Annotated in this window: 20 protein-coding genes and 2 pseudogenes; 10 read left to right on the forward strand and 12 right to left on the reverse strand. The window is 61.2% G+C overall.

Features of this window, described 5'->3' with window-relative positions; translation table 11 throughout:
• The first annotated feature begins 301 nt into the window (after window positions 1-301).
• The 3 genes from C7G61_RS05055 (at window position 302) to C7G61_RS05065 (ending at window position 3,295) form a co-directional block, all read left to right on the forward strand.
• Window positions 302-955, forward strand: coding sequence for a class I SAM-dependent methyltransferase (locus C7G61_RS05055; RefSeq protein ID WP_210205910.1), 654 nt, complete (start codon window positions 302-304; stop codon window positions 953-955).
• Between the two features lie 306 nt (window positions 956-1,261).
• Window positions 1,262-2,254, forward strand: coding sequence for an NAD(P)H-dependent flavin oxidoreductase (locus C7G61_RS05060; protein ID WP_108513001.1), 993 nt, complete (start codon window positions 1,262-1,264; stop codon window positions 2,252-2,254).
• 72 nt (window positions 2,255-2,326) lie between these two features.
• Window positions 2,327-3,295: a zinc-binding dehydrogenase gene (locus C7G61_RS05065; protein WP_108513002.1), complete on the forward strand. Its 969-nt coding sequence runs from the start codon at window positions 2,327-2,329 to the stop codon at window positions 3,293-3,295.
• A 135-nt stretch (window positions 3,296-3,430) separates the two neighbouring features.
• On the opposite strand, the gene C7G61_RS05070 is transcribed toward C7G61_RS05065, so the two are convergent.
• From C7G61_RS05070 to C7G61_RS05090, 5 genes are read right to left on the reverse strand one after another with little or no spacing between them, the layout of a single operon-like run.
• A complete protein-coding gene (locus C7G61_RS05070) occupies window positions 3,431-3,658 on the reverse strand; it encodes a hypothetical protein (RefSeq protein ID WP_108513003.1) in 228 nt (75 codons plus the stop codon).
• Between the two features lie 59 nt (window positions 3,659-3,717).
• Window positions 3,718-3,987 carry a hypothetical protein gene (locus C7G61_RS05075; protein WP_108513004.1) on the reverse strand — a complete coding sequence of 90 codons (270 nt, stop codon included), beginning with the start codon at window positions 3,985-3,987 and terminating at the stop codon, window positions 3,718-3,720.
• Complete coding sequence (locus C7G61_RS05080) at window positions 3,984-5,567, reverse strand: PepSY-associated TM helix domain-containing protein (protein WP_190241673.1); 1,584 nt, start codon at window positions 5,565-5,567, stop codon at window positions 3,984-3,986. Before C7G61_RS05080 ends, C7G61_RS05075 begins: the two co-directional genes overlap by 4 nt.
• 28 nt (window positions 5,568-5,595) lie before the next feature.
• Window positions 5,596-5,898 carry a hypothetical protein gene (locus C7G61_RS05085; RefSeq protein WP_108513006.1) on the reverse strand — a complete coding sequence of 101 codons (303 nt, stop codon included), beginning with the start codon at window positions 5,896-5,898 and terminating at the stop codon, window positions 5,596-5,598.
• Window positions 5,899-5,914: 16 nt separating this feature from the next.
• On the reverse strand, window positions 5,915-8,455 hold the full coding sequence (locus C7G61_RS05090; RefSeq protein WP_420836735.1) for a TonB-dependent receptor: 2,541 nt from the start codon (window positions 8,453-8,455) through the stop codon (window positions 5,915-5,917).
• A gap of 106 nt (window positions 8,456-8,561) precedes the next feature.
• Here C7G61_RS05090 and C7G61_RS05095 point away from each other — a divergent pair, with 106 nt between their 5' ends.
• Window positions 8,562-8,969 (forward strand): hypothetical protein, encoded by a 408-nt coding sequence (locus C7G61_RS05095; RefSeq protein WP_108513008.1) that lies wholly within the window; start codon window positions 8,562-8,564, stop codon window positions 8,967-8,969.
• 42 nt (window positions 8,970-9,011) lie between these two features.
• Here C7G61_RS05095 and C7G61_RS05100 read toward each other — a convergent pair whose 3' ends face one another.
• Window positions 9,012-10,010 (reverse strand): aldo/keto reductase, encoded by a 999-nt coding sequence (locus tag C7G61_RS05100; RefSeq protein ID WP_108513009.1) that lies wholly within the window; start codon window positions 10,008-10,010, stop codon window positions 9,012-9,014.
• Between the two features lie 380 nt (window positions 10,011-10,390).
• Here C7G61_RS05100 and C7G61_RS05105 point away from each other — a divergent pair, with 380 nt between their 5' ends.
• From C7G61_RS05105 to corA, 4 genes are all read left to right on the forward strand, one after another.
• Window positions 10,391-11,815, forward strand: a complete 1,425-nt coding sequence (locus C7G61_RS05105) for an APC family permease (RefSeq protein ID WP_108513010.1) — start codon at window positions 10,391-10,393, stop codon at window positions 11,813-11,815.
• A gap of 261 nt (window positions 11,816-12,076) precedes the next feature.
• Window positions 12,077-12,586, forward strand: a complete 510-nt coding sequence (locus C7G61_RS05110; protein ID WP_108513011.1) for a hypothetical protein — start codon at window positions 12,077-12,079, stop codon at window positions 12,584-12,586.
• Window positions 12,587-13,024: 438 nt separating this feature from the next.
• Window positions 13,025-13,180 (forward strand): hypothetical protein, encoded by a 156-nt coding sequence (locus C7G61_RS44490; RefSeq protein WP_190241674.1) that lies wholly within the window; start codon window positions 13,025-13,027, stop codon window positions 13,178-13,180.
• 289 nt (window positions 13,181-13,469) lie between these two features.
• Entirely contained in the window at window positions 13,470-14,435 is a 966-nt protein-coding gene (gene corA, locus C7G61_RS05120) for a magnesium/cobalt transporter CorA (protein WP_108513013.1), read from the forward strand.
• 203 nt (window positions 14,436-14,638) lie between these two features.
• Here the strand turns inward: corA and C7G61_RS05125 are convergent, their stop codons facing one another.
• From C7G61_RS05125 to C7G61_RS05150, 6 genes and pseudogenes are all read right to left on the reverse strand, one after another.
• Window positions 14,639-15,652: a fatty acid desaturase gene (locus tag C7G61_RS05125; protein WP_190241707.1), complete on the reverse strand. Its 1,014-nt coding sequence runs from the start codon at window positions 15,650-15,652 to the stop codon at window positions 14,639-14,641.
• Between the two features lie 444 nt (window positions 15,653-16,096).
• A pseudogene (locus C7G61_RS05130) lies at window positions 16,097-17,033 on the reverse strand (HlyD family secretion protein).
• Window positions 17,030-17,275 carry a DUF3302 domain-containing protein gene (locus C7G61_RS05135; protein ID WP_108513014.1) on the reverse strand — a complete coding sequence of 82 codons (246 nt, stop codon included), beginning with the start codon at window positions 17,273-17,275 and terminating at the stop codon, window positions 17,030-17,032. The pseudogene C7G61_RS05130 and the gene C7G61_RS05135 overlap by 4 nt, the downstream one beginning before the upstream one ends.
• A 10-nt stretch (window positions 17,276-17,285) precedes the next feature.
• Window positions 17,286-17,465: pseudogene (locus C7G61_RS05140) on the reverse strand (carboxylesterase); the annotation flags it as partial.
• Between the two features lie 59 nt (window positions 17,466-17,524).
• The gene (locus tag C7G61_RS05145; protein WP_108513015.1) at window positions 17,525-19,279 is read right to left on the reverse strand and encodes an arylsulfatase; all 1,755 of its coding nucleotides are present in this window, start codon (window positions 19,277-19,279) and stop codon (window positions 17,525-17,527) included.
• Between the two features lie 57 nt (window positions 19,280-19,336).
• Window positions 19,337-20,326 (reverse strand): formylglycine-generating enzyme family protein, encoded by a 990-nt coding sequence (locus C7G61_RS05150; protein WP_108513016.1) that lies wholly within the window; start codon window positions 20,324-20,326, stop codon window positions 19,337-19,339.
• 554 nt (window positions 20,327-20,880) lie between these two features.
• Here C7G61_RS05150 and C7G61_RS05155 point away from each other — a divergent pair.
• Together C7G61_RS05155 and C7G61_RS05160 are read left to right on the forward strand one after the other, a co-directional pair.
• Window positions 20,881-21,879, forward strand: a complete 999-nt coding sequence (locus tag C7G61_RS05155) for a helix-turn-helix domain-containing protein (protein ID WP_108513017.1) — start codon at window positions 20,881-20,883, stop codon at window positions 21,877-21,879.
• Window positions 21,880-22,269: 390 nt separating this feature from the next.
• Window positions 22,270-23,865, forward strand: a complete 1,596-nt coding sequence (locus tag C7G61_RS05160; RefSeq protein ID WP_108513018.1) for an ABC transporter substrate-binding protein — start codon at window positions 22,270-22,272, stop codon at window positions 23,863-23,865.
• Window positions 23,866-23,892: the final 27 nt, after the last annotated feature.

Below are 23,892 nucleotides of genomic sequence, written 5' to 3' on the forward strand. Positions count from 1 at the left end.
CTTTCGAAATCGTTGTTGGAATGGCCCAAGAGGGCATTCGCGCAACCCGTTTCCGACAGAGAAGAAGTTCAAAGCGTTGTCACGGAGAAGCTTGGCGATCCATTAGATGCGCAAGCCCGAGCACTGGAAGGTTCTGACAGTTTCGAAGCGCGATGGCGCGAAAGGGTGAAAATGCAATAGGCGTTGCCCCCAAAGGAAAGTCGCGAAGCGCCGGGATCGCGCCTGCTGGCACCGACAATCAGTTTTGGGAGATCGCGAAGAACTCTTGTTTTCCAACCAGGCGCAAATGCGGAAACCAGCGATGCGAACGGCCGCAGATTTCAATCTCTATTACGCCACTCCAGACCCCTGGCATATTTCCCACGCGCAGTTCAGGGATAAGGTGTTGCGCCGACGCCTGAAGCCGTTCATCCGGGGCAAATCCGTTCTTGAACTGGGTTGTGGTGAAGGTCACTTGACCCAAACAATTTTTAACAAAGCACGATCCGTGGTTGGCATCGACATAAGTGATGTAGCGATTGCTCGCGCTAAATCGCTGAACCTGCCAAACGCCCGATTTGAATGCGCTGATTTTTTACAAGCCTCATTTGAGGGTTACGACGTGATCGCGGCTCTCGAATGCGTCTACTATCTGTCCTTTCAAGAGCAGGGAGTGTTCCTGGAGAAAGTTGCCAAAGAACACCCTGACAAAATACTTCTGCTCTCGGGTCCAATTGTGGATTACAGAAGGCACTTCAGTCATAAGCGATTGATGCACGAGTTTACGACTTTGGGGTTCACTCCCCTAAGATTTTATAACCTGTCAGTTTATTGGTATCCGCCTTCATCCAGAATTATCGCTGGCCTGATCAAGCTGCCACTCGGGCACACCTTGCTTGATTGGATACCGGAGTCGATGATCTACCAAAGACTATACGCACTTCGGGCACCGAAACGCGGCTCGGATATTCGATAACCCGACGAAAGACGGTGGCCTCGGCCGGAAGAAGCAATTCGAGCATGCAAGCGAGTGCAATGTCCGAGTTGGATCAAAAGGGTCGATATGGGCAGCATGTCCGGTTAGCTAATGATCTCCGAAAATGCTGGGACTCCACGCGGAAATTGTTCGCACTGCGGAACAAGGTCCCGCTTTTGCATGATGGCGTTGCCCTGACCTCCGCCTCCTCCCCGTAGACTTTTGCAGGAGCTGACGGCATCCTTCCCTCGAATTCTCACAAAAGACGTGCGCGGGCCTCCGTGCCGGGGAAACCAGAGGGCAGACATGAAGACGCGATTCACCGAACTCGTTGGCGTTGAGCACCCGATCGTCCAGGGCGGGATGCAATGGGTCGGCCGCGCCGAACTCGTTGCTGCCGTCGCCAATGCCGGCGCGCTCGGCTTGATCACCGCGCTGACGCAGCCGACGCCGGAGGATCTCACCAAGGAAATCGCGCGCTGCCGCGACATGACCGACAAGCCGTTCGGCGTCAACCTGACCATTCTTCCCGCGATCAAGCCGCCGCCCTATGCTGAATATCGCCAGGCCATCATCGAGGCCGGCATCAAGATCGTCGAGACCGCCGGCAACAAGCCGCAGGAGCACGTCACCGAGTTCAAGAAGCACGGCATCAAAATCATCCACAAATGCACCAGTGTCCGTCACGGCCTGTCGGCGGAGCGGATGGGCGTCGATGCGCTCTCGATCGACGGCTTTGAATGCGCCGGACATCCCGGCGAGGACGACACCCCCGGCCTGATCCTGATCCCGGCCGCCGCCGACAAGATCAAGATCCCGATGATCGCCTCCGGCGGGTTCGGCGACGGCCGCGGCCTGGTTGCCGCACTCGCGCTCGGCGCCGAGGGCATCAACATGGGCACGCGCTTCATGTGCACCAAGGAAAGCCCGATCCATCAGCTCGTGAAGGAGCGCATCGTTGCGAACGACGAGCGCGAGACCGAATTGATCTTCCGCACCATGCGCAACACCTCGCGCGTCGCCAAGAACACGATCTCGACCAAGGTGGTGGCGATGGAGAAGGAAGGCGCGAAGTTCGAGGACGTGCGCGAACTGGTCGCCGGCGCCCGCGGCAAGATGGTCTACGCGTCAGGCGATGCCGATGAAGGCATCTGGTCGGCCGGCCAGGTCCAGGGCCTGATCCACGACATTCCGACCTGCGCCGAACTGGTGTCGCGCATCATGCGCGATGCGGAAGCGATCATCCGTAGCCGGCTCGAAGGCATGATGTCGGGCGCCCAGCGGCAGGCCGCCGAATAGGCGGCTTGACGCAAGTAAAAAAGACAGGCCGCCGAGCAAGCGGCCTGCGTGGCCAACTAAAGAGAAGAGCCCATGAAAGCCTATGTCTACAGCGCCAACGGCGCTGAAATCACCGAAATTGCAAAACCTTCGCCGAAGGGCACGCAGGTGCTGGTCAAGGTCCATGCCTGCGGCCTCAACCGCGCCGATCTCGGCATGACCAAGGGCCACGTGCATGGCGCGGCCGGCGGCGTCGGCACCGTGCTCGGCATGGAATGGGCCGGCGAAGTCGCCGAACTCGGCCCTGATGCAAAAGGCGTCAAGGTCGGCGACAAGATCATGGGCTCGGGCGGCGCGGCGTTTGCCGAGTATACGCTGGCCGACCATGGCCGGCTGTTCCGCGCGCCCTCGAACATGAATTTCGAGGAAGCCGCCACCCTCCCCGTCGCGCTCGCCACCATGCACAACGCGGTCGTCACGTCAGGCGCGCTGCAGAAAGGCCAGACGGTCCTGATCCAGGGCGCCAGTTCCGGCGTAGGCTTGATGGCGATGCAAATCGCAAAATTCAAGGGCGCAAAACTCGTGATCGGCTCCTCGACGGACGCGACGCGACGCGGGCGGCTGAAGGAGTTCGGCGCCGATCTGGCGATCGATTCCAGCGATCCCGGCTGGGTCGACGAGGTGCTGAAAGCCACCAATGGCGAAGGCGTCGACCTGATCGTCGACCAGGTTTCCGGCAAGGTTGCGAACCAGAATCTCGCGGCAACCAAGGTCAAGGGCCGCATCGTCAATGTCGGCCGGCTCGGCGGCACCCACGCCGATTTCAATTTCGACCTGCACGCCGCCCGCCGCATCAACTATATCGGCGTCACCTTCCGCACCCGCACCATCGAGGAAGTCCGCGAGATTTTCGACGAGGTCCGGAAAGACATCTGGGGCGCGGTGGAATCGCGAAAACTGCAATTGCCGATCGACAAGGTCTATCCCTTCGCCGAAATCGGAAGAGCGTTCGAGCACATGGAAGCCAACAAGCACCTCGGCAAGATCGTGGTGACGTTGTAGATGCCTATCCCGGACGGGGTGCAGCGCGTGAGCGCTGCTCCGCAGAGCCGGGACCCACGCCGTTAGGCATCCGAATGTTCGCGCTCGCGGGCGGGATGCTGGAATCGCGGCCCGCACGCGGCGTGAAGCGAAGCTTCATTGCTCGAAGCGACGAAACGCGCCTTCGACCTCGGCATCGGTTGCGAATTGGCGGCGCTTGGCTTGCGCAAGCCCTTCCAGCACGGCGGGAAGATGCCCGGGATCGATCTCCTCGGGCTCTCCCTCATGGCCGCTGAGGGTCAGCATGGCGAGCGCGATTTCATCCTGGCTGTCAGGAGGTAAGCGCCGCACGGCTTCGAAGGCTTTTTCGAGCAGTTTTGTCATGAGAGAAAGATACGGTCGAACCGCCCAAAATGGAAGGGCATCCGCCAGAGCCCTACGCCCTATGAACGAGGCTTTCGGCGCATGTTGGCCAGTGCTGCGACCGCCCATCCCAGGATGGCGGCCGCGCCGACCCAGATCAGGAAATCGCTCCAGCGGCCGGCGAGGCCGAGTGCGAGGCCGGGCATGAACGTCGCGACTACGAGCCACCGCCGCAAGCCGGGCCGCGCGAGGGCGACACCGCGACGCTTCGGATCGGCCGCCGCGAGGAGCGCGATGCAGGCGGCGCTGGCCAGTGCGCCGGACAGGCCGAGCCAGCCGAGCAGCATCATTCGGCGGACTGCACGAAGGAGCCCGCGTCGAATGCGGCCGGCTCGCGGGTTCGCAATGCCATGGTGGCGGACAGCACGCATGCGACGCCGCCGAGCGCGACCAGGACATCCATCACCGGCACCGCACTCTGCCCGGTCGCAAGCGCTGCGCGCCAATTTGGGCCGCCGGCCGCGGCACGCAGCAGCGGAAGCGCCATCAGCAACACGCCGGTCGCGCCGAACAGCAGCGGCGGAACCCGCTCGATCGATCGCATCCGCAGTGCCGGGACAAGGGCGAGTGCGGCAGCGATCAGAAAGGCCGCCGGCGTCCAGAACACGGATGCCAGCGATGGCAGGCTGATGAAGTAGGCCGCGGCTGCCGCTGCCATCGCAAAAGGCAGGCCGCCTCCCACCCACGCGGTCACGCGCCCGAGCACGCGCCAGCCGCGCTGGTCGGCGCGTCGCCGGACCCAGAGATTCAATCCGCTCCAGGCCACGTAGGCGCTGGCCGCGCCAAGCGCAAACCACACGGCGCGCGACCACCATCCAGCGAAATTGCCGAAGTGAACCGGGCCGATCAGACCGAGCAAGGATGCCCCGAGCGACGGTTTTGTGCCGACGATCGGCCGCTCGCGAATGAGTTCGCCGGTCGCCCCATTGTAGATCAGGCGCGACGCCGACAGATCGCCGCGCCTGGGCGCCGGAAATACGGTAATGCGCGCGTCGGCGCGGCCGCGGTTTTCCCACGCGGCAAACAACAGCGGCGCGTCGGCGCGCCTGCGCGCATCGGACAGGATGTCGTCGAGATTGGCGGATGCGGCAGGACGCGGATCGACCATGGGCATCCCGTTGAGCGTCGTGACCATCGCGCGCACATCGCCCTTGAACGCGATCTTCGCCAGCATCGGCAAGGCGACCGCGATGGTGAAGCTGAGATAGGCGCCGGTGAACGCGAGCACGAAGGCATGCGGCAGCGTCCACGTCCCGGCAACGGAATGCAGATCGCGCAGGCCGACCAGCCGGTCACGTCCGCGCAGGATAAAGATGTCCCTGAACAAATGCCGGTGCATCAGGATGCCCGAGACCGCCGCCACCAGCATGGCGAGACCGAGAATGCCCGTGAGGATCAGCCCCCACGGATTCGGCAGGTGCAGCCGCACATGCAGCTCGACGTAAAAGCGCCCGAGCGCCGTGAACGGATCGTTGGCCGCGAGTTCGTTGCCAAAACCTTCGGCGCGCGAGACGATCCGGCCCTCCGGCCCGATCGTGGTGAGGATTCCGCGCTCGCGCCGCGCACCATTGATGGTCTCGTCGGTGTGGAAGAACGCCCACACATTGCCGGCAGGCGTCGCCCGCAAGGAGAGGTCCTCGCGGAACTGAGCGGGCGTTTCCGCCTCCAGCCGCGCGAGCACGGCATCGAGCGGCTGGCTCAGCGGCTCGCTCGTTCCGAGCAGCCCGCCCGACCAGGCCTTGATTTCGTTCGCGAACACGGCGGCCGTGCCGGTTACGATGACGGCATACAGCAACAGGCCCAGCAATGCGCCGGCCCAACCGTGGACCGCCACCAGCGTCCTGGTTTCGCGCGCTTTCAGGTTAATCACGGCTTCTCCGCGGGGTCGAAGGATCGTCTCAGCCGAACAGAATAGCTCTTAACGCGATCAGGTGAATGACGGCGATGCCCGTCATGATGATCGCGATGCGGCCGAGGCTCCGGTCGAGCAAGGCATAGAAGAAGATCAAGCCCCAGATCGCCGGCATGAAGAACAACGGCAACGCGATGTGGTCAACTCCGCCGCTTCCCTTGGGCACCCAGAACGGCATCACGGCGATGACGAGGACCGTGAGCCCCAGCGCGCACGGCCCGGCCAGCAGCGCACGCAGCCACGGATGCAGGCGGCCCGGTTCCGGAACACTGGAGTTCGCCGCCGCCAAATTGCGCTCCCTCCGCTCAGAAATTGAACGTCGTCGACAGGAGATACGTGCGCGGGGCGCCGAGGGATGTGGCGCTGCTGACCGTACGATAGGAGTTCCAGTACGCCTCGTTGAAGACGTTCTCGATATTGGCGCGAACGACGATCGGCTTGCCGTTCCAGGGTGACAGGAACGTGTAGCGCGCGCCAAGATCAACCCGCGTCCACGCCGGCAGCTCCTGCGTATTCGCATCGTTGGCGTAACTCTCGCTGGTGTAGATAACGCGGCCCGTCAGCGTGAACCCGTTCAGGAAAGGGGTGTCCCATTCGGCGCCAAGATTGACATTGTACTCCGACACACCCACGGGCTTCTTGCCGTTGAAGTTGAAAATGGTCCCCAGAGTCGGAAGCGAGACTGATTGCTTGACCACTTCGCCGTCGATGAAAGTCACGCCGCCCAGCACCCGGAACGTCGGCGTCACCTCGCCGAAGGTATACAGCTCGACGCCGCGATTGCGCTGCTCGCCGGCAAGTCGCCTTGCGGGCAAGATCTTTCCCGGCACAGGGACCGACATCGTGTTCGGGCTGGTGATATCGAACACGCTCGCCGTGAAGGTGACGCGGCCCATATCGATCTTGAAGCCGGCTTCCTTCTGCTTGGTCTGAGCAGGCGGAATGATATCTCCGACGTTCGAGTACGTCGCGACACCGGTGACGACTTCCGGCGCCTTGAGGCCTTCGATATAGTTCGCATAGAGCGAGACGTTTTCCAGCGGCTTCACGATTGCTGCAAAGCCGGGGCTCCAGGTCGGAACATCGACGCGCGAGTTGTTGGCAGGGATCAAGGCGTTGATGCTTTCCGCACCCGCCGTCTGCCGTCTGGCCCCAACGACGAACTGAAGCCTGTTGTTGAACATCGACATCGTGTCGGCGATGCCGACACTGGTAAGCTTTGTCTGAGTTTGCAGATTTTGGGCGACGAGGTTGAAGTTCGGGAAGGGGAGCGGGACCGGGTTGTACAGATTCGAGGAGACTGCTGCGCCTCCCTTGGCGAATGAGCTGTAGTCCCGATCGAAGGCCGAGTAGTTGACAGTCAGGAGGTGGTTGACGGGCCCGATGTCGACCGAAGCGCGAACGCCGACCTCACCCGCATAATTGTCATAGACGTCACGCCCATTGAACGGAATGGCCGTCCAGTTGCCGTTGGCGTTCGTGATGCGCGGCGACGGATAGATGAAGTCGATCTCGCTCTTGTGATATCCAAACGCGCCATATGCAGTGATCGACTCGGTCAGATCGACTTCGCCGCGCGCCATCGCGAACGTATCCCTCGGCTTCCATGTCGCCCAGGAAGGCATGTAATTGGTGCCGGCTGCCGGTGCCGGCGGAACCGCTATGCTGGTCGCAAAAGGAGGGCTGGTGTTGAACGTCAGAAACCGCAGCGGCGGCGAAAGATTTTCGGCCTGGTAACCGAGATCCGCGGAGAAGCGCACACGCTCGCCGCGGTAGTCCATATTGAGTACGGCGTTGCCGATCTGATCGGTCTGCCGGTCGAACGCGGTCTGTCCGCCTCCTCCCCCGCCATTGAACCGGATTCCCCATTCCTTGTGCTCGCCGTAGCGCCGTGCCACATCGACCAGCGCTCCGACTTGGGATTTGGATATATATCTAGTGGTCAGCTGCGTGATGTCGAAGTCGGGCGCGCTCTTCGTCACCAGGTTAATGCTGCCTCCGATGCCACCTGCGGGCGGCATGCCGGTGAGCAGCACACCCGGCCCCTTCAGAACCTCGACACGATCGAGGAAATTCGCCGATGATGCATAAAACGGCGCCATTCCATAGAGGCCGTTCATCAAGAAGTCGCCGCTGTCGTGGTAGAAACCTCTGATGTAGAGGCCGTCGATGCCGTTGCCGGCGGGCGTCTTCATCCGGACCGACGGATCGTTGAACAGGACATCGCCGACGGTGCGTGCCTGCTGGTTTGCAATCAGTTCTGCCGTGTAACTGGTCTGGTTGAACGGCGTATTCATCACGCCGCGGTTGCCGAGCAGTCCGAGGCTGCCGCCCGTCGCCACCTGTCCGCCAGCATAGGGAGCCGGCGGTGCGCCGAGCGTTCCGGTCGAAGGCGTCACATACGGAACCGCCTCCACGCGGCGAGGCGCCGGTGCAGCAACACGCCGTTGCACGCGCGAGGTGGATGTCTGCGATCTCGGCGCCGCGGGCCGCGCACGTTGCTGCCCTGGAGCATCCACGGTGACCGGCGGCAAATTCGATTGCGCGAATGCTTTCTGACCACTTGCAAAATCCAGCGAAAGAGCAAGATAGCTCACCGCCCCCAACGAAATAGCACGCACAACATTTCCGGTCGCAATCGCATACGTCATACTTTCACCCCAACTCTCACGAAGTCGTTCTAACTTCCCAAGTCGAATGGGCGAGTAGAAGTCATCTAAGATGATGGTGTGCGTGCACGACGAATTGCGTCTGTGACAACCGGGCAACGTTGCAAGTCGATTGCCCAAGTTGAGCGCTGGAGTTTCTAATTGTTCTAATTCTAAAGTGCTGACTGCGTTGAGCACGTCAATTCATGGCGCGTGATAATTTGACGCGGTCATGTATGATTGCGAGCAACCTTAGGATGATTCAGGTTCACCCCACCTATCGTATTCAGGATCAAGCTGCTTCATGACAAGAGCAAACAAGGTTGCCGTCACTTCCGGCGCGGATCTGCCGGACCGGATCATCCAGTTGATGACGAATGCGCCGTATGCATCATTCGTCGTGCGGTGCGCTGCCGATCGCGCCGTTTTCCTTCCCGAGATCATATCCCTGCACACAAGGCGTGAGCTTTCCGAGATCAGCGGGGTCGGCCGGGCTTCGATCGCAAGGATACAGGCCTGGCTGGCGCAGCATGGACGAAGGTTGCGAAGGCCAGATGAAAGCATCGACACTGTCATTTGCCATTTTGGCGTTCGACGAAAGGATCCGCATCCGTATAAGCGCCCGACCTTGCCGGCGATCACACCGCAGCCCGACGCCACGCTGGCGCCCGCGCTGCAGAATTCGGACAGCAAGATCGACGCTGCTTTGTAGGGCGGGCAAAGGCGTTCTTCACGCCGTGCCCACCATCAATGCTTATCGCGGTTCGCCTGAAAAGGCCTGCCGCAGCGCCGAAAGCCGGTCGAGCGCAGCTTGCGGCAGCGGACCTTTTTCGGCAGCAGCGAGCGCGTCCTCGAATTGTTGCGGCGTCGCCATGCCGACCAGGATCGTACCCATCGCCGGATGAGACAGCGCAAACCGCGTGGCGGCTTCGGTCAGGCTGGTGGCGAACCCCTCCTCTATCAGCGGCATCAGGCGGCGCGCGCGATCGATATCGGCATCGTAGCTCATCGCCGAGCCGATCGGCTCAGGCGCCGGCCCCGCGATCGGATGACGCTCGGCCGAGCCCGACAGCGCGCCGCCGGCCAGCACGCGGATGCCCACGACGCCAACGCCGGCGGCCTGGGTCGCATCGAACAATCGTGCATAGTCCTGCGCCGGATAGCGCGCCGGCAATTCGCAGGCCGCGGATGGATTGAGCACGTTGTAGACGACCTGAGCGCTGTCGAAGACGCGCGCACCAATCACCTGATGCAGCGCCGCCGTATCGCCGAGCGCCGTCATTCCGAGGAAGCGAATCTTGCCCGGCTGGCGCAGGCGCTCGAACGCCGGCGCCACATCGTCGAGCACCTGCCGGACGCTGAGCGCCGATCCGCCGCCGTTCTCGGTGATCGGATTGTGCAGATGAAGGATGTCGACCTGTTCAAGACGCAGCCGCGTCAGGCTGCCTTCGAGTGATGTTCCGACCGCATCATCAACGCGGCCGGTCTCGCTAGCTGGCAACCGGACCTTGGTGCCGACGACGACGTCGGCCGGCTTCAGCTTTTGCAAAACGCGGCCAAGGTTCTTCTCCGATTCGCCGTCGCCGTACTGCACGGCGGTGTCGAAATAGTTGACGCCGGCGGCGATCGCCCGCGCGATGGTTCGCTCCTGGTCGGCAGCATCGCCGCGCACCATCAATCCGCCCACCGCGCCGCAACCGAAGCCTAGCACCGAAAGCCGCATTCCCGTGCGCCCAAAGACCCGCAATTGCATCGCTTTTCCTCCGAATGGTTAGAGAGTATGCAAGGTCGAACGGCCGTTACTCAACCTGGATATTTGCCGCCGTGATGATCGGCGCCCACAAAAGTGGGAGTGGGAAAACTTTACTCAATTCTTCTTCGGCTTGCGCGACTACCATCCCAATCACCCGCCACTGAACGGCTTCGAGACGGTCGCGGTGCGGGTTCCATTTCGCACCCGCACGCGCTTTCCACATCGCAGTTCGATCATCACCGCAAATAAGTCTTGGCGGCGGCGCGAAAGCCAATACGCTGTGTGCTGGCAATGACGCCAAACGCACGCGTGAGTCGCAACAGCCGGTATCAGCTTTGCGGACAACAGTGCTCGCGCGAGATCAGTTGAGAGGCTGCGCGATGACCGATCTCTCCTTGAAAGCCGCGATACCTGCACCACCTGCCACTGATGCCGAGCCGAGCCTGCGCCGGGTCATGGGCCCGTGGCTCCTCCTGCTGTTCATTGTCGGCGACATTCTCGGCACCGGCATCTATGCACTCACCGGCCAGGTGGCCAACCAGGTAGGCGGCGTCGTCTGGCTGCCGTTCCTTGTCGCCTTTGTCGTGGCGCTGATCACTGCGCTGAGCTATCTCGAACTCGTCACCAAGTATCCGAAGGCCGCAGGCGCCGCGCTCTACACCCACAAGGCGTTCGGCATCCACTTTGTCACGTTCATCGTTGCGTTTGCGGTGATGTGCTCGGGAATTACCTCCGCTTCCACGGCTTCGCGAGCTTTCTCTGCAAACATGTCGAGCGCGCTTGGCCTGGGCTTGTCGGGGTTCGGCATCACCATGACGGGTCTCGTCTTCATGGCGATCGTTGCCGCGGTCAACTTCCGCGGCGTCGGCGAAAGCGTGAAAGCGAATGTAGTCCTGACTTGCGTCGAACTAACCGGCCTGCTGATCATCATCGTCATCGGCCTGTGGGCGATCAGCCTGGGTCAGGGTGATGTCTCGCGCGTCATGCAGTTCAAGGCAGGCGATACCGGTCTGATCTGGCCGGTAATCGCCGCGACCACGCTCGCTTTCTTCGCCATGGTCGGCTTCGAAGATTCCGTCAATATGGCCGAGGAATGCAAGCAGCCGACACGGGATTTCCCAAAAGTGCTGCTCGCCGGCCTGTTCATCACCGGCGCAATCTACGTGCTGGTCTCTATCTCGGCGATTACGCTGGTTCCGCCGGCGCAGCTCGGCGAAGGAGAGACGCCGCTGTTGAAAGTGGTGCAGGCCGGCGCGCCGAACTTTCCGGTCTGGATCTTCGGCTTCATCACCATGTTTGCGGTCGCCAACTCCGCCCTGATCAACATGCTGATGGCGAGCCGGCTCGTCTACGGCATGAGCCGCGAACATGTGCTGCCGCCGTTGCTTGGCAAGGTGCATGCGAGCCGGCGTACGCCCTATATCGCGATCGGCTTCACCACGCTGCTGGCGTTCGGACTGATCACCATCGTCGGCGAAGTGCCTGCGCTCGGCGGAACGACCGCGCTGCTGCTGCTCTGCGTGTTTACGGTGGTCAATATCGCGGTGTTGGCGCTGCGCAAGGATAGCGTCGCGCACGACCATTTTCGCACGCCGACGATCCTGCCGGTGCTGGGCGCAATCACCTGCGCATTCCTGGCCGGGCCATGGACCGGACGGGCGATCGTTCAGTACCACGTCGCCGGGGTCTTGATCGCCATCGGCGTCGTGCTCTGGGTGATCACAATGCTGGTCAACCGCGCCCAGGGCGTCAGACCCGAGGAGCCGGAGATGGAGACGATGGGCGGCCAGGGACCCGTGAACTAGCCGCAGCCCAGGATGACTTGGTCTGATGACGACTTGGTCTGATGACGACCTTGTCTGGTGGCGACCTTGTCTGACGACGTCCTCGCCGCTTTCAGCGCGCAGGCGGGAGTTTCTTGCGGTTCCAGAATTAACCCGCAGCGCGGACATAAAGCTTAACTAATAAGCTTACCAAAGGGCTTCTGTTGCTTGGTTTTCCCGAGCAGCTAACCCTTTAGCAGCATTTTGCCTGCCCGCTCACATTTTCATTCAAGGAGCATTGTCATGGCGCAGTCGACCAAACCGCCGATCTTTGATGCGATCGATCTTGAACGCGAGATCGAGGAAGAATTTCGAAAGCTGCCGCAGGATCGCGAATCCCAGCCGAGCGATTTCGCGCCGCCTTCGGTACGCGCGCCGGATCTCGCGCTGCCCGACTATGTCGAGCATCGCGACGGGGCCACGGAGATCGGCAAGCTGTCGGCGGAGGCTGTTGTCCGCGAATATGAAGCTGTGGCGAAAGACATCGAGGCCCTCGGCGTCGAGTTGGTCGAGCACGTCAAGCAATGCGAGGCCATGAGCCGCGAGACGCTCGTCGTGATCGATGAGCTCAAGGAAACCGCGGAGCGATACCGCCAGGAGGCCAAGCGCGTCTTCCTCCAGATTGAGACCTATTCGCTGGTGATGGCGGAGGTACGCAAGACCTGTGCTGAAATGAGGGACAAGATCGCAGCTCCGGCCACCGTTCGAACCAAGCCAAAGAAAAATGAGCCCCGCGCCGCCCAGGAAGGCTGAGGTCCGAGGCTGAGGTCCAAGGCTGAGGTCCGAAAATTGGCGGTTGAGCCCCATACACCGCGTTAAACTGAAGGCCCCGCAGTAAACAGAGGTCCGGTTCGATCACCTCGTCGTAGCGTTTGAACAGATGATCGGAAGGTGCGGCGGGGAGCGCCACAAGGCGAATCAAGCGCGGCGTAATCCGCCATGTTATTTGGGATGCAGCGGCGGATTACGCCGAAGCCTGTCATCACTGCGCGAGCGCAATTGCGCTCGTCGCGGGCCGTGCTTTTGCGCGGGACCTATCGGGCTAATCCGCCCTCTGCGCAGTCAGCGGGCATGGAACCTTTATGACGTTCCTATACCGCCGGCCGGCTCGTCCTCTCGATTGTATATGCCGGCAGGCCGATCTCTCGCGTGCGGTCGAAAATCGCGACCGAACGGAATGGAGAATGAGCCATGTCTGCGCAAGCCGTTGTTTGGGAATGGCGCGCCCTTTTCGCGGAATGGATGTCGAAAAAGTCCATGCGGCTGGCCGTGCTGCTCGGCGGGCTTCTGACCGTCAGCATCGCGGTCAACGCGATGATCATCCTCGCCGACGGCAGCAGGCCGTAAGCTCGTTTCCCGCGTTCCAGATGTCGCCGTGGTCTGAATGACATATGGAACTCATGTTTCATTCGACCCGGACGAACGCCCTTCGGCACCAGATACGCTGGTGAGCGTCGTTGTGCGTGTCTTGGCCCTGGTGCTTGACCGTCAACATGCACGGGGAGAGCCGACGCCCGGCCCGCCGGTTGAATCCGCGGGCGAGATTCAGGCGCTGCAGGACTGCAACAAAATGTAGCCAAGCGGCTCAATTGATTGGATGGTGCACCCCGCTCAATAAGTTCGGAGGAAGCTCGCTGTGAGCGTCGTGGCAGCCCACCTGTATCGTAATGGCAAGAATGTAAAAGTCGTTTCCCTGGACGAGCCTATCGATTGCAAGGGAAAATCCGAGTTTGTCTGGATCGGATTATTCGAACCTTCGAAACGAGAACTTGAGCAACTTGAGAAGAACTACGGACTCCATCCTCTTGCGATTGAGGACGCATTCAAAGCCAACCAAATACCGAAGGTTGATGTTTACGGCGATCAACTGTTTGTCATGACACGCACCGCTCATCTTGAGCATGACCACATAGCCTATGGCGAAACCGCAATTTTTGTCGGGGAGAATTTCATCATTTCGGTTCGGCATGGCTCGGCACGGGCGCATAGCGAACTCCGCGCGCAACTCGAAGCGGCGCCTAGCTTACTTGGCCAAGGCCCAGACTATGTTCTCCACGCCATCCTCGACTTTATCGTTGATGGCTATCTCCCGATTGTCGAAACGATCGAGGAGCGCGTCCTCGCCATGGAACAAAGCGCTCTCGACAGCTTCCTCAGCCGTGCAGAGGTCAAGCGGATCTTCGGGCTACGCCAGGAACTGATCCGGTTTAAGAGGATCATCGGCCCCATGACGGAGGTTTGCGGCCGGCTTGTCCACCTTGATACACCGTGCCTCGATGCTAACGCTCGTCCCTATTTCCAGGACGTCCTGGACCACGTGCGACGCGTCGATGCGTTGGTGAACTCCTTGCGAGACGTTCTGACTTCGGTTTTTGAAGTGAGCAATCTGCTGGAGCAGCAGCGTCAGGGCGTGATCACGCGGCAACTGGCCGCTTGGGCCGCGATACTGGCCGTACCCACCGCGATCGCCGGGATTTACGGCATGAATTTTGAAAATATGCCCGAGTTGAAGACGCAATACGGCTACTTTATCATCGTCGGCATTATCGTCCTGCTTTGCACGGTGCTCTACGTGCGTTTCAAGCGCGCTCGATGGCTTTGATAGCGGCGCGTAGGCCGGATTTGACTCAGTACGATTAGCGAAGCGTAATCCGCCATCTTACTTGAGACTTGGCGGCGGATTACGCCGGAGCCTGTCATCACTGCGCGAGCGCAATTACGCTCGTCGCGGGCCGCGCTTTGCGCGGACCCGTTGGGCTAATCCGCCCTCCGCCCTACGCGCGGCTTCCTGAAAATTCCCGGGGCTCAGATTTCCCGGAACGACACCAGGCGGCGCTGCGCCTCGTCCCATAACACCAGCCGTACACACTGAAAGCTCTGCAGCAGCGTGATGCGGCCGACGTCGCGCAGCTCAGGATGGTCGTGCAGCACGCGCGGCAGCCGGTAATAGGGAATACGACTGCTGAGGTGATGCACATGGTGAATACCGATGTTGGCCGTGAACCAGCGCAGCAACGCCGGCAGTTCATAATGTGAGCTGCCGTGCAGCGCGGCTTGACGCAGGTCCCAGCTGTCGTCGCGGTCCCACATCGTGTGCTCAAACTGATGCTGCACGTAGAACAGCCATACGCCGGTCGTGGCGGCGAGGAGCATGATCGGAAGGTGCACGAGCAGGACCGCCTTGATGCCGATGAACCATGTGAGCACAGCGACGATGACGGCAATCGCGAGATTGGTTGCCATTGTGCTGGCCCAGGGCTGCCAGCCATTGCGCATGAGGCCGACCGGGAGCCTCTGTTGCAAGAGAAACAGATAGGCTGGTCCGACCCCGAACATGATCAGCGGGTGGCGGTAAAGGCGGTATTTCAGACGACCCCACCTTGAAAGGGCCCGGTATTCGCGCACGGTCAGCGTATCGAGATCGCCGATACCGCGGCGATCGAGGTTGCCGGTGGTCGCATGATGAATCGCATGCGAGCGGCGCCAACAGTCGTAGGGCGTGAAGGTGACCACGCCAAGGACGCGGCCGACCCAGTCATTCGTCAGACGGCCGGCAAAAAAGGTGCCGTGACCGCAGTCGTGCTGGATCATGAACAGGCGCACGAGAAAGCCGGCCGCCGGAATAGCGATAAGTAATGACGCCCAGGCATGACCGAGGGAGAACGTGAACCAGGCCGCGGCCCACAGCATCACCAGCGGCAGGGCCGTGATCGCCAGTTCGGCAATGCTGCGCAGCCGATTTGGGGTGCTGTAGTTGCTCAGGATGCGCTGCCAACGCCGCGCGTTGAGGACGTCATCGCCGCCACTGGGCGGTTGAATGAAGCCAACGGCCTCTTGCCGGTTAGAGCGCTGCACGGCTGTGTTAGGCACAGAGATTCCCCTTCTGACAGTGCACGTAAAATCGAGGTACCGAGCGATCGGCGCCTTTGTCGGTTGATCGATTTTTGGAGAAGGGTCTGAAACGTGCGTGCCTGTCAGTGGCAAGCCAAAGCGCCCAGCGGTTCGGCCAAGTGTCGACTGGCCGACATATGGACACGAATTGGGGTGGCGTCAAGGACTTCGGCGCCGCGTTGCCGGTGTTCCCCTGGGTCAAAAGCAGACATGAGGGCCTGAATTTGTGATGTCTACGTCACACTTGAAAGCGGGAATTATGGGGAGAGCCCAAGGGCGGATGATGGAGGTTTTGAAGCCAAACCGCGGGGCGCGCGACGCGTTTCACCAACGTCACAGCATGGCTCAACGTCATATCTTGGACTCGCTCGGTCAGAACGGGTTGACGTAATTGGTGATGGCGACCTGCCGCAGCAGCACGCGCCGTATTATGTGCGTCGGCTTGAGGTTCGGTGTAGATCGCCGCCGTGCCGGTCGAGCCGGCCGGCAGTCTTCGGGCGAATTCGCCGTCGTCCAGTTTCACGCGAACGACAAAGGGAACGGCTTCGATGGCCCTGGGTAGAACGGCCGTGCCTGACGTCTGTGTCTGCCCGGTCGCGACCGCCTGCAGGACGCTTTCGACCTTGCCCGCATAGATCTGACCGGGCGCGAACTTGAAGGTGACCTCCACTTCCTGACCCGGCGCGATATAGCGGGCATCGATCTGGTTTATTTCGACGCCGATGATCGTGTTCGTGGTGTCGATGAAGGCCATCACCGGTGCCAGCGGCAGGTTGGCGACCCGCGCGCCCTTGCGCAGCGCGAGGTTGGTGACGTAGCCGTCGGCCGGCGCCTTGACCACGGTGTCCAGGTTCCATTGCGCGCCTTCGAGCTGGCCCTTGAGCTGATCTACTTCCGACTGGCGCTGCTGCACGTCGAACGCGCGGCCGGCATCGCGCTCGTAGAGCGTCGTCATCTGGGAAAGGCGCATGTCCGAGAGCTTGAGCTGCGCCTCGATCGCCTTCACCTGGGCCTCGTAGGGCGTGGGATCGATCTTGAACAACAAGTCACCGGCTTTCAGCGGCGTATTGGCGATCACCGAAACCTCCGTCACTTCGCCTGCAACGCTCGGCACCATCGCAACGGCATTGCGAACGACCAGTGCCGGCCCCTGCGGCGCTCCCCACCCCATCGGGATGAACAGCCCGAGGTTGAGCAGCAGCAGCACGATGAAAGGCGAGGACTTCCAGAACAGGTTGAAGCGGACAATCCCGAAGTGGACGAGCGCAAACAGCAGCACCAGATAAACGGCCATCAGCGCGATGATCATGGGTGCTGCTCCGTCTTGCGCGGTGCCGGCACGTCGACATAGGCCCAGATAAATGCGATGGGCCACAGCGCAAAGCCGCAGAGCAATGTGACCCAGCCCGCGACGGTCACCGCCTGCGCCCACGGATGCCCGCGTGACTTCGCGATATGCACCGGCAGCCATCCTGCGATACAGAATACGCCGATCACGCTGGCGACGAGGATGATCAGAACGATCCAGGCGAAGATATCGTAGCCATTCATGACTGATCCCTCAGTTGGCCGGCTGCGGCTCCGGGAATTTCCACTTGCCGCTCAGGATTTCGGCGCGCGGACGATAGAGCCGCACCGTGTAGTTCCAGCCTTTCATGATCGGCAGGCAGTTCGGAATCTTGCCGTCGCAGGCGCCGAACTGGATGGGGATGGAGCCATCGGCATTTTTCTTCCCCGTGATACAGCGGCGGTTCGAACAGGTGCCGGCCGATCACCCGGCCGGCACCTGAATCCCCCGTGCTATTTCGCGACCCCCACCGTCGAACGGCGGCGGGCTTCCTTGAGATCGCTGATCGTGTCTTCCATGATGGTCGCCGGCACAAAGGATGGCGGGAACGATCGCGGCGGGAATTCCTTGAACGTCGCGACGAATGCGAAGACGTCATCCATCACGCCGTAGACCTGCCCGACATGGTTCAGATTCCAGTCCCAGTAGGTGTTGGACGTGATATCGGCCCGTTCGAACGGGTCCTGGAACAGGTTGTAGATCTTCTGCAGGCGGAGTTTGGTGAAGGGCTCGGCCCAGACCTGCATCTGTCCGGGAGCACGCTGTTCCGCGTAGACGTACTTGTAGTCGCCCTTGCGCATGGCCACCAGCATGCCGTCGTCGTCGGCGTAGAAGAACCTGTCGCGTGCGCTCTTGGTGCCGTTGTTGTTCCCGGCGGTGCCACTCACGTTGCGCAGGAAGGCGGACTGGTCATACCCGTCCAGGTGCACCTTGTAGTTGATGCCATTGGCCGTGTAGCCCGCCTTCAACTTGCCCACGATATCAGGCTCTCCGGCGATCGAAGCCAGCGTCGGTACCCAGTCGTTGTGGCTCATCAGTTCGGTGGTGACGGTGCCCGGCTTGATCACGCCGGGCCAGCGGACCAGACACGGCACCCGGAAGGCGCCTTCCCAATTGGTGTTCTTCTCGGCGCGGAACCAGGTCATGGCGCCATCCGGCCATGTGTTCATGTGCGGCCCGTTGTCGCTCGAATAGACGACGATGGTGTCGTTTGCGATCCCCATGTCATCCAGCGCCTTCAGCAGGCTGCCGACGGTGTCGTCGTGCTCCAGCATGCCATCGACATACTCGCTGTCGCCGTGCGCGTACCGCCCGCGGTGATCGGCGCGGACGTGCGTGCGCAAATGCATGCGTGTCGAGTTGAACCAGACGAAGAACGGCTTGCCCGTTGTTTGCTGGCGCTTCATGAAATCGATGGCGGCAGATGAAGTCTCGTCATCGATCGTCTCCATCCGTTTCTTGGTCAGTGCACCGGTATCCTCGATCGTCTGCCGGCCGATCTTGCCGAAACGCGGATCGACGGTAGCGTCTTCGCGGTCGGTGGCCTTGCATTTGAGAACCCCGCGCGGCCCGAACTTGGCGCGGTAGGCCGGATCCTTCGGATAGTCCGGCAGCTCCGGCTCCTCCTCCGCGTTCAGATGATAGAGATTGCCGAAGAACTCGTCGAAACCGTTCACGGTCGGCAGCGATTCGTTTCGATCGCCGACATGATTTTTGCCGAACTGTCCGGTGGCGTAACCCAGATTCTTGAGCAGGCCGCCGATCGACGGGTCGAGCTGGCTCATTCCCATCGGCGCGCCGGGAAAGCCTACCTTGGTGAGGCCAGAGCGAATACCGTGCTGCCCGGTCAGGAATGCCGCGCGCCCGGCAGTGCACGATTGTTCGCCATAATAGTGCAGGAACTTGATGCCTTCCCGGCCGATGCGATCGATGTTGGGGGTCTCGTAACCCATCAGCCCGTTCGAATAGGCGCTGATATTGGCAATGCCGACATCGTCCCCCCAGATCACGAGGATGTTTGGTTTGCGTCCCGATGCGGCCTGAGGTTGTTGGGACTGCTGGGCTTGTGCGACCTGCGTGCGATCGACGGCATTGATTGCCGTGGCGGCGGCGAGAGACGTGCCCGCCAGCAAAATGTTGCGGCGGCTCAGTATGCGATTGTCCGGTCCTGGGTTACCTGGTGCTTCTTCTTTTCTTTCTCCCGGCATTTCACTCTCCTGCTTCATTGTGAAGACTGCTTCTTTGTGAAGACGCAAGACTGGCGGTTACCGCGCTGGTGCTCCCCTCTTCACACAGCGAAACCCGAGATGGCTCGTCGAAGTATCGACCGCCTCTGCATGGCGCGCCGCCGGCCGGTAGCGGCGGCAATAGTTCGGCGCGCACAGATGCGAGCCGCCCTTGATGACCTTGCGCGGGATCCTGATGTCAGGCTGACGCGGGTCGTGGCTCGCCTCTTCGCGGCCACCGCGCGGATTCTCGGGGATGCAGCAGGCCTTCGGCGCGTCGGCCTCGTGCTTCGGCGCGTACCAGTCCGACGTCCATTCCCAGACATTGCCGATCATGTCGTGCACGCCGTAGCCGTTCGGCGGAAATGCCGTCACCGGCGAGGTGCGCTCGTAGCCGTCGTCGCGCCCGTTCTGCCGGGGAAACTCGCCCTGCCAGGTGTTGGCCATGTGCACGCCACCGGGCGCAAATTCGTCGCCCCAAGCGAACTCCGTGCCATCGAGCCCGCCACGCGCGGCGAATTCCCATTCGGCTTCGGTCGGCAGGTCCTTGCCCGCCCACTGCGCGTAAGCGCGCGCATCTGAAAATGACACATGCACGACAGGATGATTATCCGACGTATTGATGTTGCTCTTCGGCCCATAGGGATGCCGCCAGCAGGCACCCCTCATGAATTGCCACCACTGGTTCCAATCCAGCAGACCGTGCACAGCCAGCGGCGGCCCGAACACCAGCGAGCCCGCATAGATCATATGCGGCAAGGCGCCGGGATAATCCTTGGGATCGGGTACGATCTCGGCCGTGGTCTTGTGACCGGTCGCCTTGATGAAGGCCTTGAACTGCCGGTTCGTCACCGGCGTGCGGTCGATCCGGAAGCCATCAACCGTCACGCGATGGGCCGGCGCTTCCTCCGGATAGTGGCGGTCGGATCCCATGCGAAAGGTGCCACCGGGAATCCAGACCATGTCGCCAAATCGGCTATCTCCCGATTGCCGATCGTCTTGCTTGGGATCGGGGTTCAGCAACGTCATGTCGCCGACACTCCCGCGCAGATTGTACCGCTGAATTCCCCTGATGGATGGCTACGAAGTGCAGAAGCGGCTGTTGGGGAGCGCATCGCAGACCCTTTCCGTTGCTGCTCTCGGCGCGTGGCAGAGAAAAGCAAACAGTCAGCCCCACTTCCATATTTGTGCTTCGCTTCACAGGCTAAATCATCGGCGAGCCGAAGTGACGTGCAGTTTGTGCCAAATGAACCCCAAGGCTTGACTTAAGCTGAACTCGTCTCGAACAATTCGACGACAATTCTCCCCTTGCGTTTTGCGTGCACATCGCGGCACTCAATCGTCAACCGCGGATGAATTTCATTGTGGTCGCCCTGAAGTTGTGGCTAGATTCTGCCGGGGATTTTACTACAGCGTGGGGATGATGGCTTCCTGCGGAGGATGCGATGCGCTCGGCCTTTTGCACGGTGGGAATGGCAGTCGCGGCGCTCCCCTTGATGGACAAGGGTGCACACGCCACCGAAGCCAATTTCGATTTCCGCGATTTCTTCCCGAACTCGTTCTAACAACAGGGATGCCCGACGATGGGTCGGTCAATCCAGATCAATACGACCAGCCTCGACAGTTTTGAGGGCCTGCACCAGGCGATCCGGGGATCCCATGTCGAGGTGACGCAACTCGGGCGCGGAAAATTCCGCGGCTCGCTGAGCCATGTCGGCATCGGGGATTTTTCGCTCAGCATCGGTTCGTTTTCGGTCGGCGTGCGGACGCAGCGCATCGCGACCGACGACAGGCTGGTGATCGGCATGCTCCTCAGCGCCAGCGAACGCGTCACCCATTGGTCGTTCGACATGCTGCCGGGGGATGTGCTGATCATGCCGCCAAGCACCGAACATGACGGCAGCTTCCACGGCGCCGCCGCCTATGCCGCGATCCGCCTCGACCTTGCCGAGGTGACTTCCCTGTTCGCGGGCGAGCCCAGATTGAGCGACCCTGCGACCTGGTGCCAAAAAAACCGCTATCGGGCGGATTCACTGACGGGCTTGATCGCGACGCAGCGAATACGGCAGATCGTCCCCTGCCTGGCGCGACAGCAGGCCAGCATATCAGACGAACTGGCCGATTTCTGGAAACGGTCGATCATCGATGCGACGGCCGCGACGATTATCGATGCCCTGCCCGCGGAGAACCGGGGTCCGGTGCCGCAGGCCATGCAACTCGTTCGAAACGTCGAACACTATCTCGACACGGCGGGCTCCCGGCCGGTGCACATTTCGGAAATCTGCGCCCAGTTCAACGTCTCGCGGCGCAGCCTGCACCGGGCGTTCTACGACATGCTGGGCTTGGGACCGGTCACCTTCCTCCGCCGCAAGCGGCTCTGCGCGATCCACTCCGCGCTGCGGCAAAACACCCCCGCCACCGCCACCATCGGCGAGATCGCCATGCAACACGGCTTCATCGAACTCGGCCGCTTCTCGCACTACTACCGATCGCTGTTCGGGGAATATCCCTCGGAAACGCTGCACGCGTCGAAACGCATGTCTCGCGGAATCGACCGCCGGAGGGCTCTCGCCACCGGATGATCTCCCGAGGGGCTGCGCCATTCGGATACGACGGTTAGTCTCCGGAACCTAGCTTCACGAATTCAGTACGGAACCCAAAATCCGTTCACTCGCAATCGCTTGCATGCCCGCACAAATTGCGCGCAAGGGGGCGAGAGCGATCAAATCAATTCCGGTGAACGATCTATCTTCCGCGCTCCTGCCCACATCATTTGACACGCGTCCTTGTCGGCCCGCCGACGACACCTCGGACCAGATGGCGCACCACATGCTGCCTTTCCAAGGTCGTCCCACCCCTCGCATTGACGCTGCACAAGTATTGGTCCCGTTCGCCTTAATCAGGACCTTGCGCTTGACATGCTGCGAGTGGTCAACTCGCTGATCGGGACACTTCTGCACGGTTGGAGAAGCATGATGTTCAAGAAGATTGCGATCGTGGCTGGTTTGGGACTGGCACTCGCCGCCACGGCGGAGGCCCAGACACCGCGCAAGGGCGGAACCATTCGTATGACGGCGCCCTATGGCTCCAGTTTCTCCAGCATGGACATCCATACGACACAGCGCGCCCAGGACGAGATATTCGCCAAAGGCCTGCATCGCTCGCTCTACTTCTGGGATTCCGCTGAGGGCAAGCCGGTTCCGGAGCTTGCCAAGGAGGTCACCGTCTCGGGCGGAGGTCTCGTTTACACCTTCAAGCTGCGCGACGACGCCTATTTCCATCACGGCCGCAAGATGACGGCGGATGACGTCATCTGGAGCTTCAATCGCGTCATGGACGGCTCCAAGGCCTATCCCGGGGCGCGTTTTGTCCGCGTGATCGAGGGCGCGGCCGAGGTCGAGAAGGGCCAAGCCAAGGAAATCTCCGGCCTGAAGAAAATCGACGACTTCACGCTTGAAATGAAGCTGACCGAGAAGGTCGATCCAGGTTTCTACTTCTTCACCGCGATAACTTCGATCTATCCCGCCGACGAAGGCGCGAAGGAGGGCTTCATCCAGAAGCCGATCGGTCTTGGGCCGTTCAAATTCGTCGAGCATGTGCCGGGATCGCGCGTCGTTCTGGAGCGGTGGGACAGGTTCTACAAGCCCGGCAAGCCGTATGCCGACAAGCTCATCGTCTCGACCATGGGCGAAGCCGCGGCGCGCGACGTCGCCTTCCGCAACAAGGAAATCGACACCTCGGTGCTGGGACCTGCGCAATATGTCGCCTATCAGGCCGACCCCAACCTCAAGGGCACCATCGTCGAAGTCGCCGAGGTCTTCACGCGTCACATGGGGATGAATCCCGGATTCAAGCCGTTCGCCGACAAGCGGGTCCGGCAGGCGATCAACCATGCGATCGACACCGACCTGATCATCAGCAAGCTGGTCAAAGGCAAGGCCTATCGCGCCACAAGCTGGCTGCCTCTGACCTCGACCTCGCCGCTCTACGACAAGACGATGAAGCCCTACGCCTTCGATCCCGCGAAGGCGAAGCAGTTGCTTGCGGACGCCGGCTATCCCACCGGCTTTGAATTCGAATGGACGACGAGCCAGAATGAAAGCTGGGGCCTGCCGATCGTCGAGGCCATTATTCCGATGTTGGACAGAGTGGGCATCAAGGTAAAGGTCAAGCAGGTCGAGACCGCGGTGCTGGCGGAGGTCCTTCGCAAGGGCGACTTCCAGGCCTATGTCTATTCCATGGCGACCGGCCCGGATCCCCAGGCGGCGCTGAAATGCTTCTACTCATCGACACCGCAATCAGCCTGCAACTACACGACCTTCAAGAACGCGGACTTCGACAAGATGATCGATGAGGCCGGGCAGACCGACGACGCCGCCAAGCGCGTCCAGCTGCTGCAAAAGGCCAATGCCCTGCTCTATGACGAAGCGCCGGTCTGGTTCTTCAACTACAACAAGGCGGTCATGGCGGTGCAGCCGTGGCTCAAGGGGATTCAGTTGAACGCGACGGAACTGACCCATCAAAACGTCGAAGACCTCTGGGTCGACGAGACCTCACCCGCCAAGTGACACGCGCGCTCGCCCTCCCTCCATCGC

The organism is Bradyrhizobium algeriense, from assembly GCF_003062295.1.
Classification (GTDB): Bacteria; Pseudomonadota; Alphaproteobacteria; order Rhizobiales; family Xanthobacteraceae; genus Bradyrhizobium; species Bradyrhizobium algeriense.

What these genes read in the sequence shown, in the direction of transcription:
- C7G61_RS05105 (WP_108513010.1), top strand. Translation starts at nt 10,391, where the DNA reads ATGACCGATCTCTCCTTGAAAGCCGCGATACCTGCACCACCTGCCACT.
- C7G61_RS05070 (WP_108513003.1), bottom strand. Translation starts at nt 3,658, where the DNA reads ATGACAAAACTGCTCGAAAAAGCCTTCGAAGCCGTGCGGCGCTTACCT.
- C7G61_RS05145 (WP_108513015.1), bottom strand. Translation starts at nt 19,279, where the DNA reads ATGCCGGGAGAAAGAAAAGAAGAAGCACCAGGTAACCCAGGACCGGAC.
- C7G61_RS05100 (WP_108513009.1), bottom strand. Translation starts at nt 10,010, where the DNA reads ATGCAATTGCGGGTCTTTGGGCGCACGGGAATGCGGCTTTCGGTGCTA.
- C7G61_RS05060 (WP_108513001.1), top strand. Translation starts at nt 1,262, where the DNA reads ATGAAGACGCGATTCACCGAACTCGTTGGCGTTGAGCACCCGATCGTC.
- C7G61_RS05150 (WP_108513016.1), bottom strand. Translation starts at nt 20,326, where the DNA reads ATGACGTTGCTGAACCCCGATCCCAAGCAAGACGATCGGCAATCGGGA.
- C7G61_RS44490 (WP_190241674.1), top strand. Translation starts at nt 13,025, where the DNA reads ATGTCTGCGCAAGCCGTTGTTTGGGAATGGCGCGCCCTTTTCGCGGAA.
- C7G61_RS05155 (WP_108513017.1), top strand. Translation starts at nt 20,881, where the DNA reads ATGGGTCGGTCAATCCAGATCAATACGACCAGCCTCGACAGTTTTGAG.
- C7G61_RS05110 (WP_108513011.1), top strand. Translation starts at nt 12,077, where the DNA reads ATGGCGCAGTCGACCAAACCGCCGATCTTTGATGCGATCGATCTTGAA.
- C7G61_RS05135 (WP_108513014.1), bottom strand. Translation starts at nt 17,275, where the DNA reads ATGAATGGCTACGATATCTTCGCCTGGATCGTTCTGATCATCCTCGTC.
- C7G61_RS05095 (WP_108513008.1), top strand. Translation starts at nt 8,562, where the DNA reads ATGACAAGAGCAAACAAGGTTGCCGTCACTTCCGGCGCGGATCTGCCG.
- C7G61_RS05055 (WP_210205910.1), top strand. Translation starts at nt 302, where the DNA reads ATGCGAACGGCCGCAGATTTCAATCTCTATTACGCCACTCCAGACCCC.
- C7G61_RS05065 (WP_108513002.1), top strand. Translation starts at nt 2,327, where the DNA reads ATGAAAGCCTATGTCTACAGCGCCAACGGCGCTGAAATCACCGAAATT.
- C7G61_RS05075 (WP_108513004.1), bottom strand. Translation starts at nt 3,987, where the DNA reads ATGATGCTGCTCGGCTGGCTCGGCCTGTCCGGCGCACTGGCCAGCGCC.
- C7G61_RS05160 (WP_108513018.1), top strand. Translation starts at nt 22,270, where the DNA reads ATGATGTTCAAGAAGATTGCGATCGTGGCTGGTTTGGGACTGGCACTC.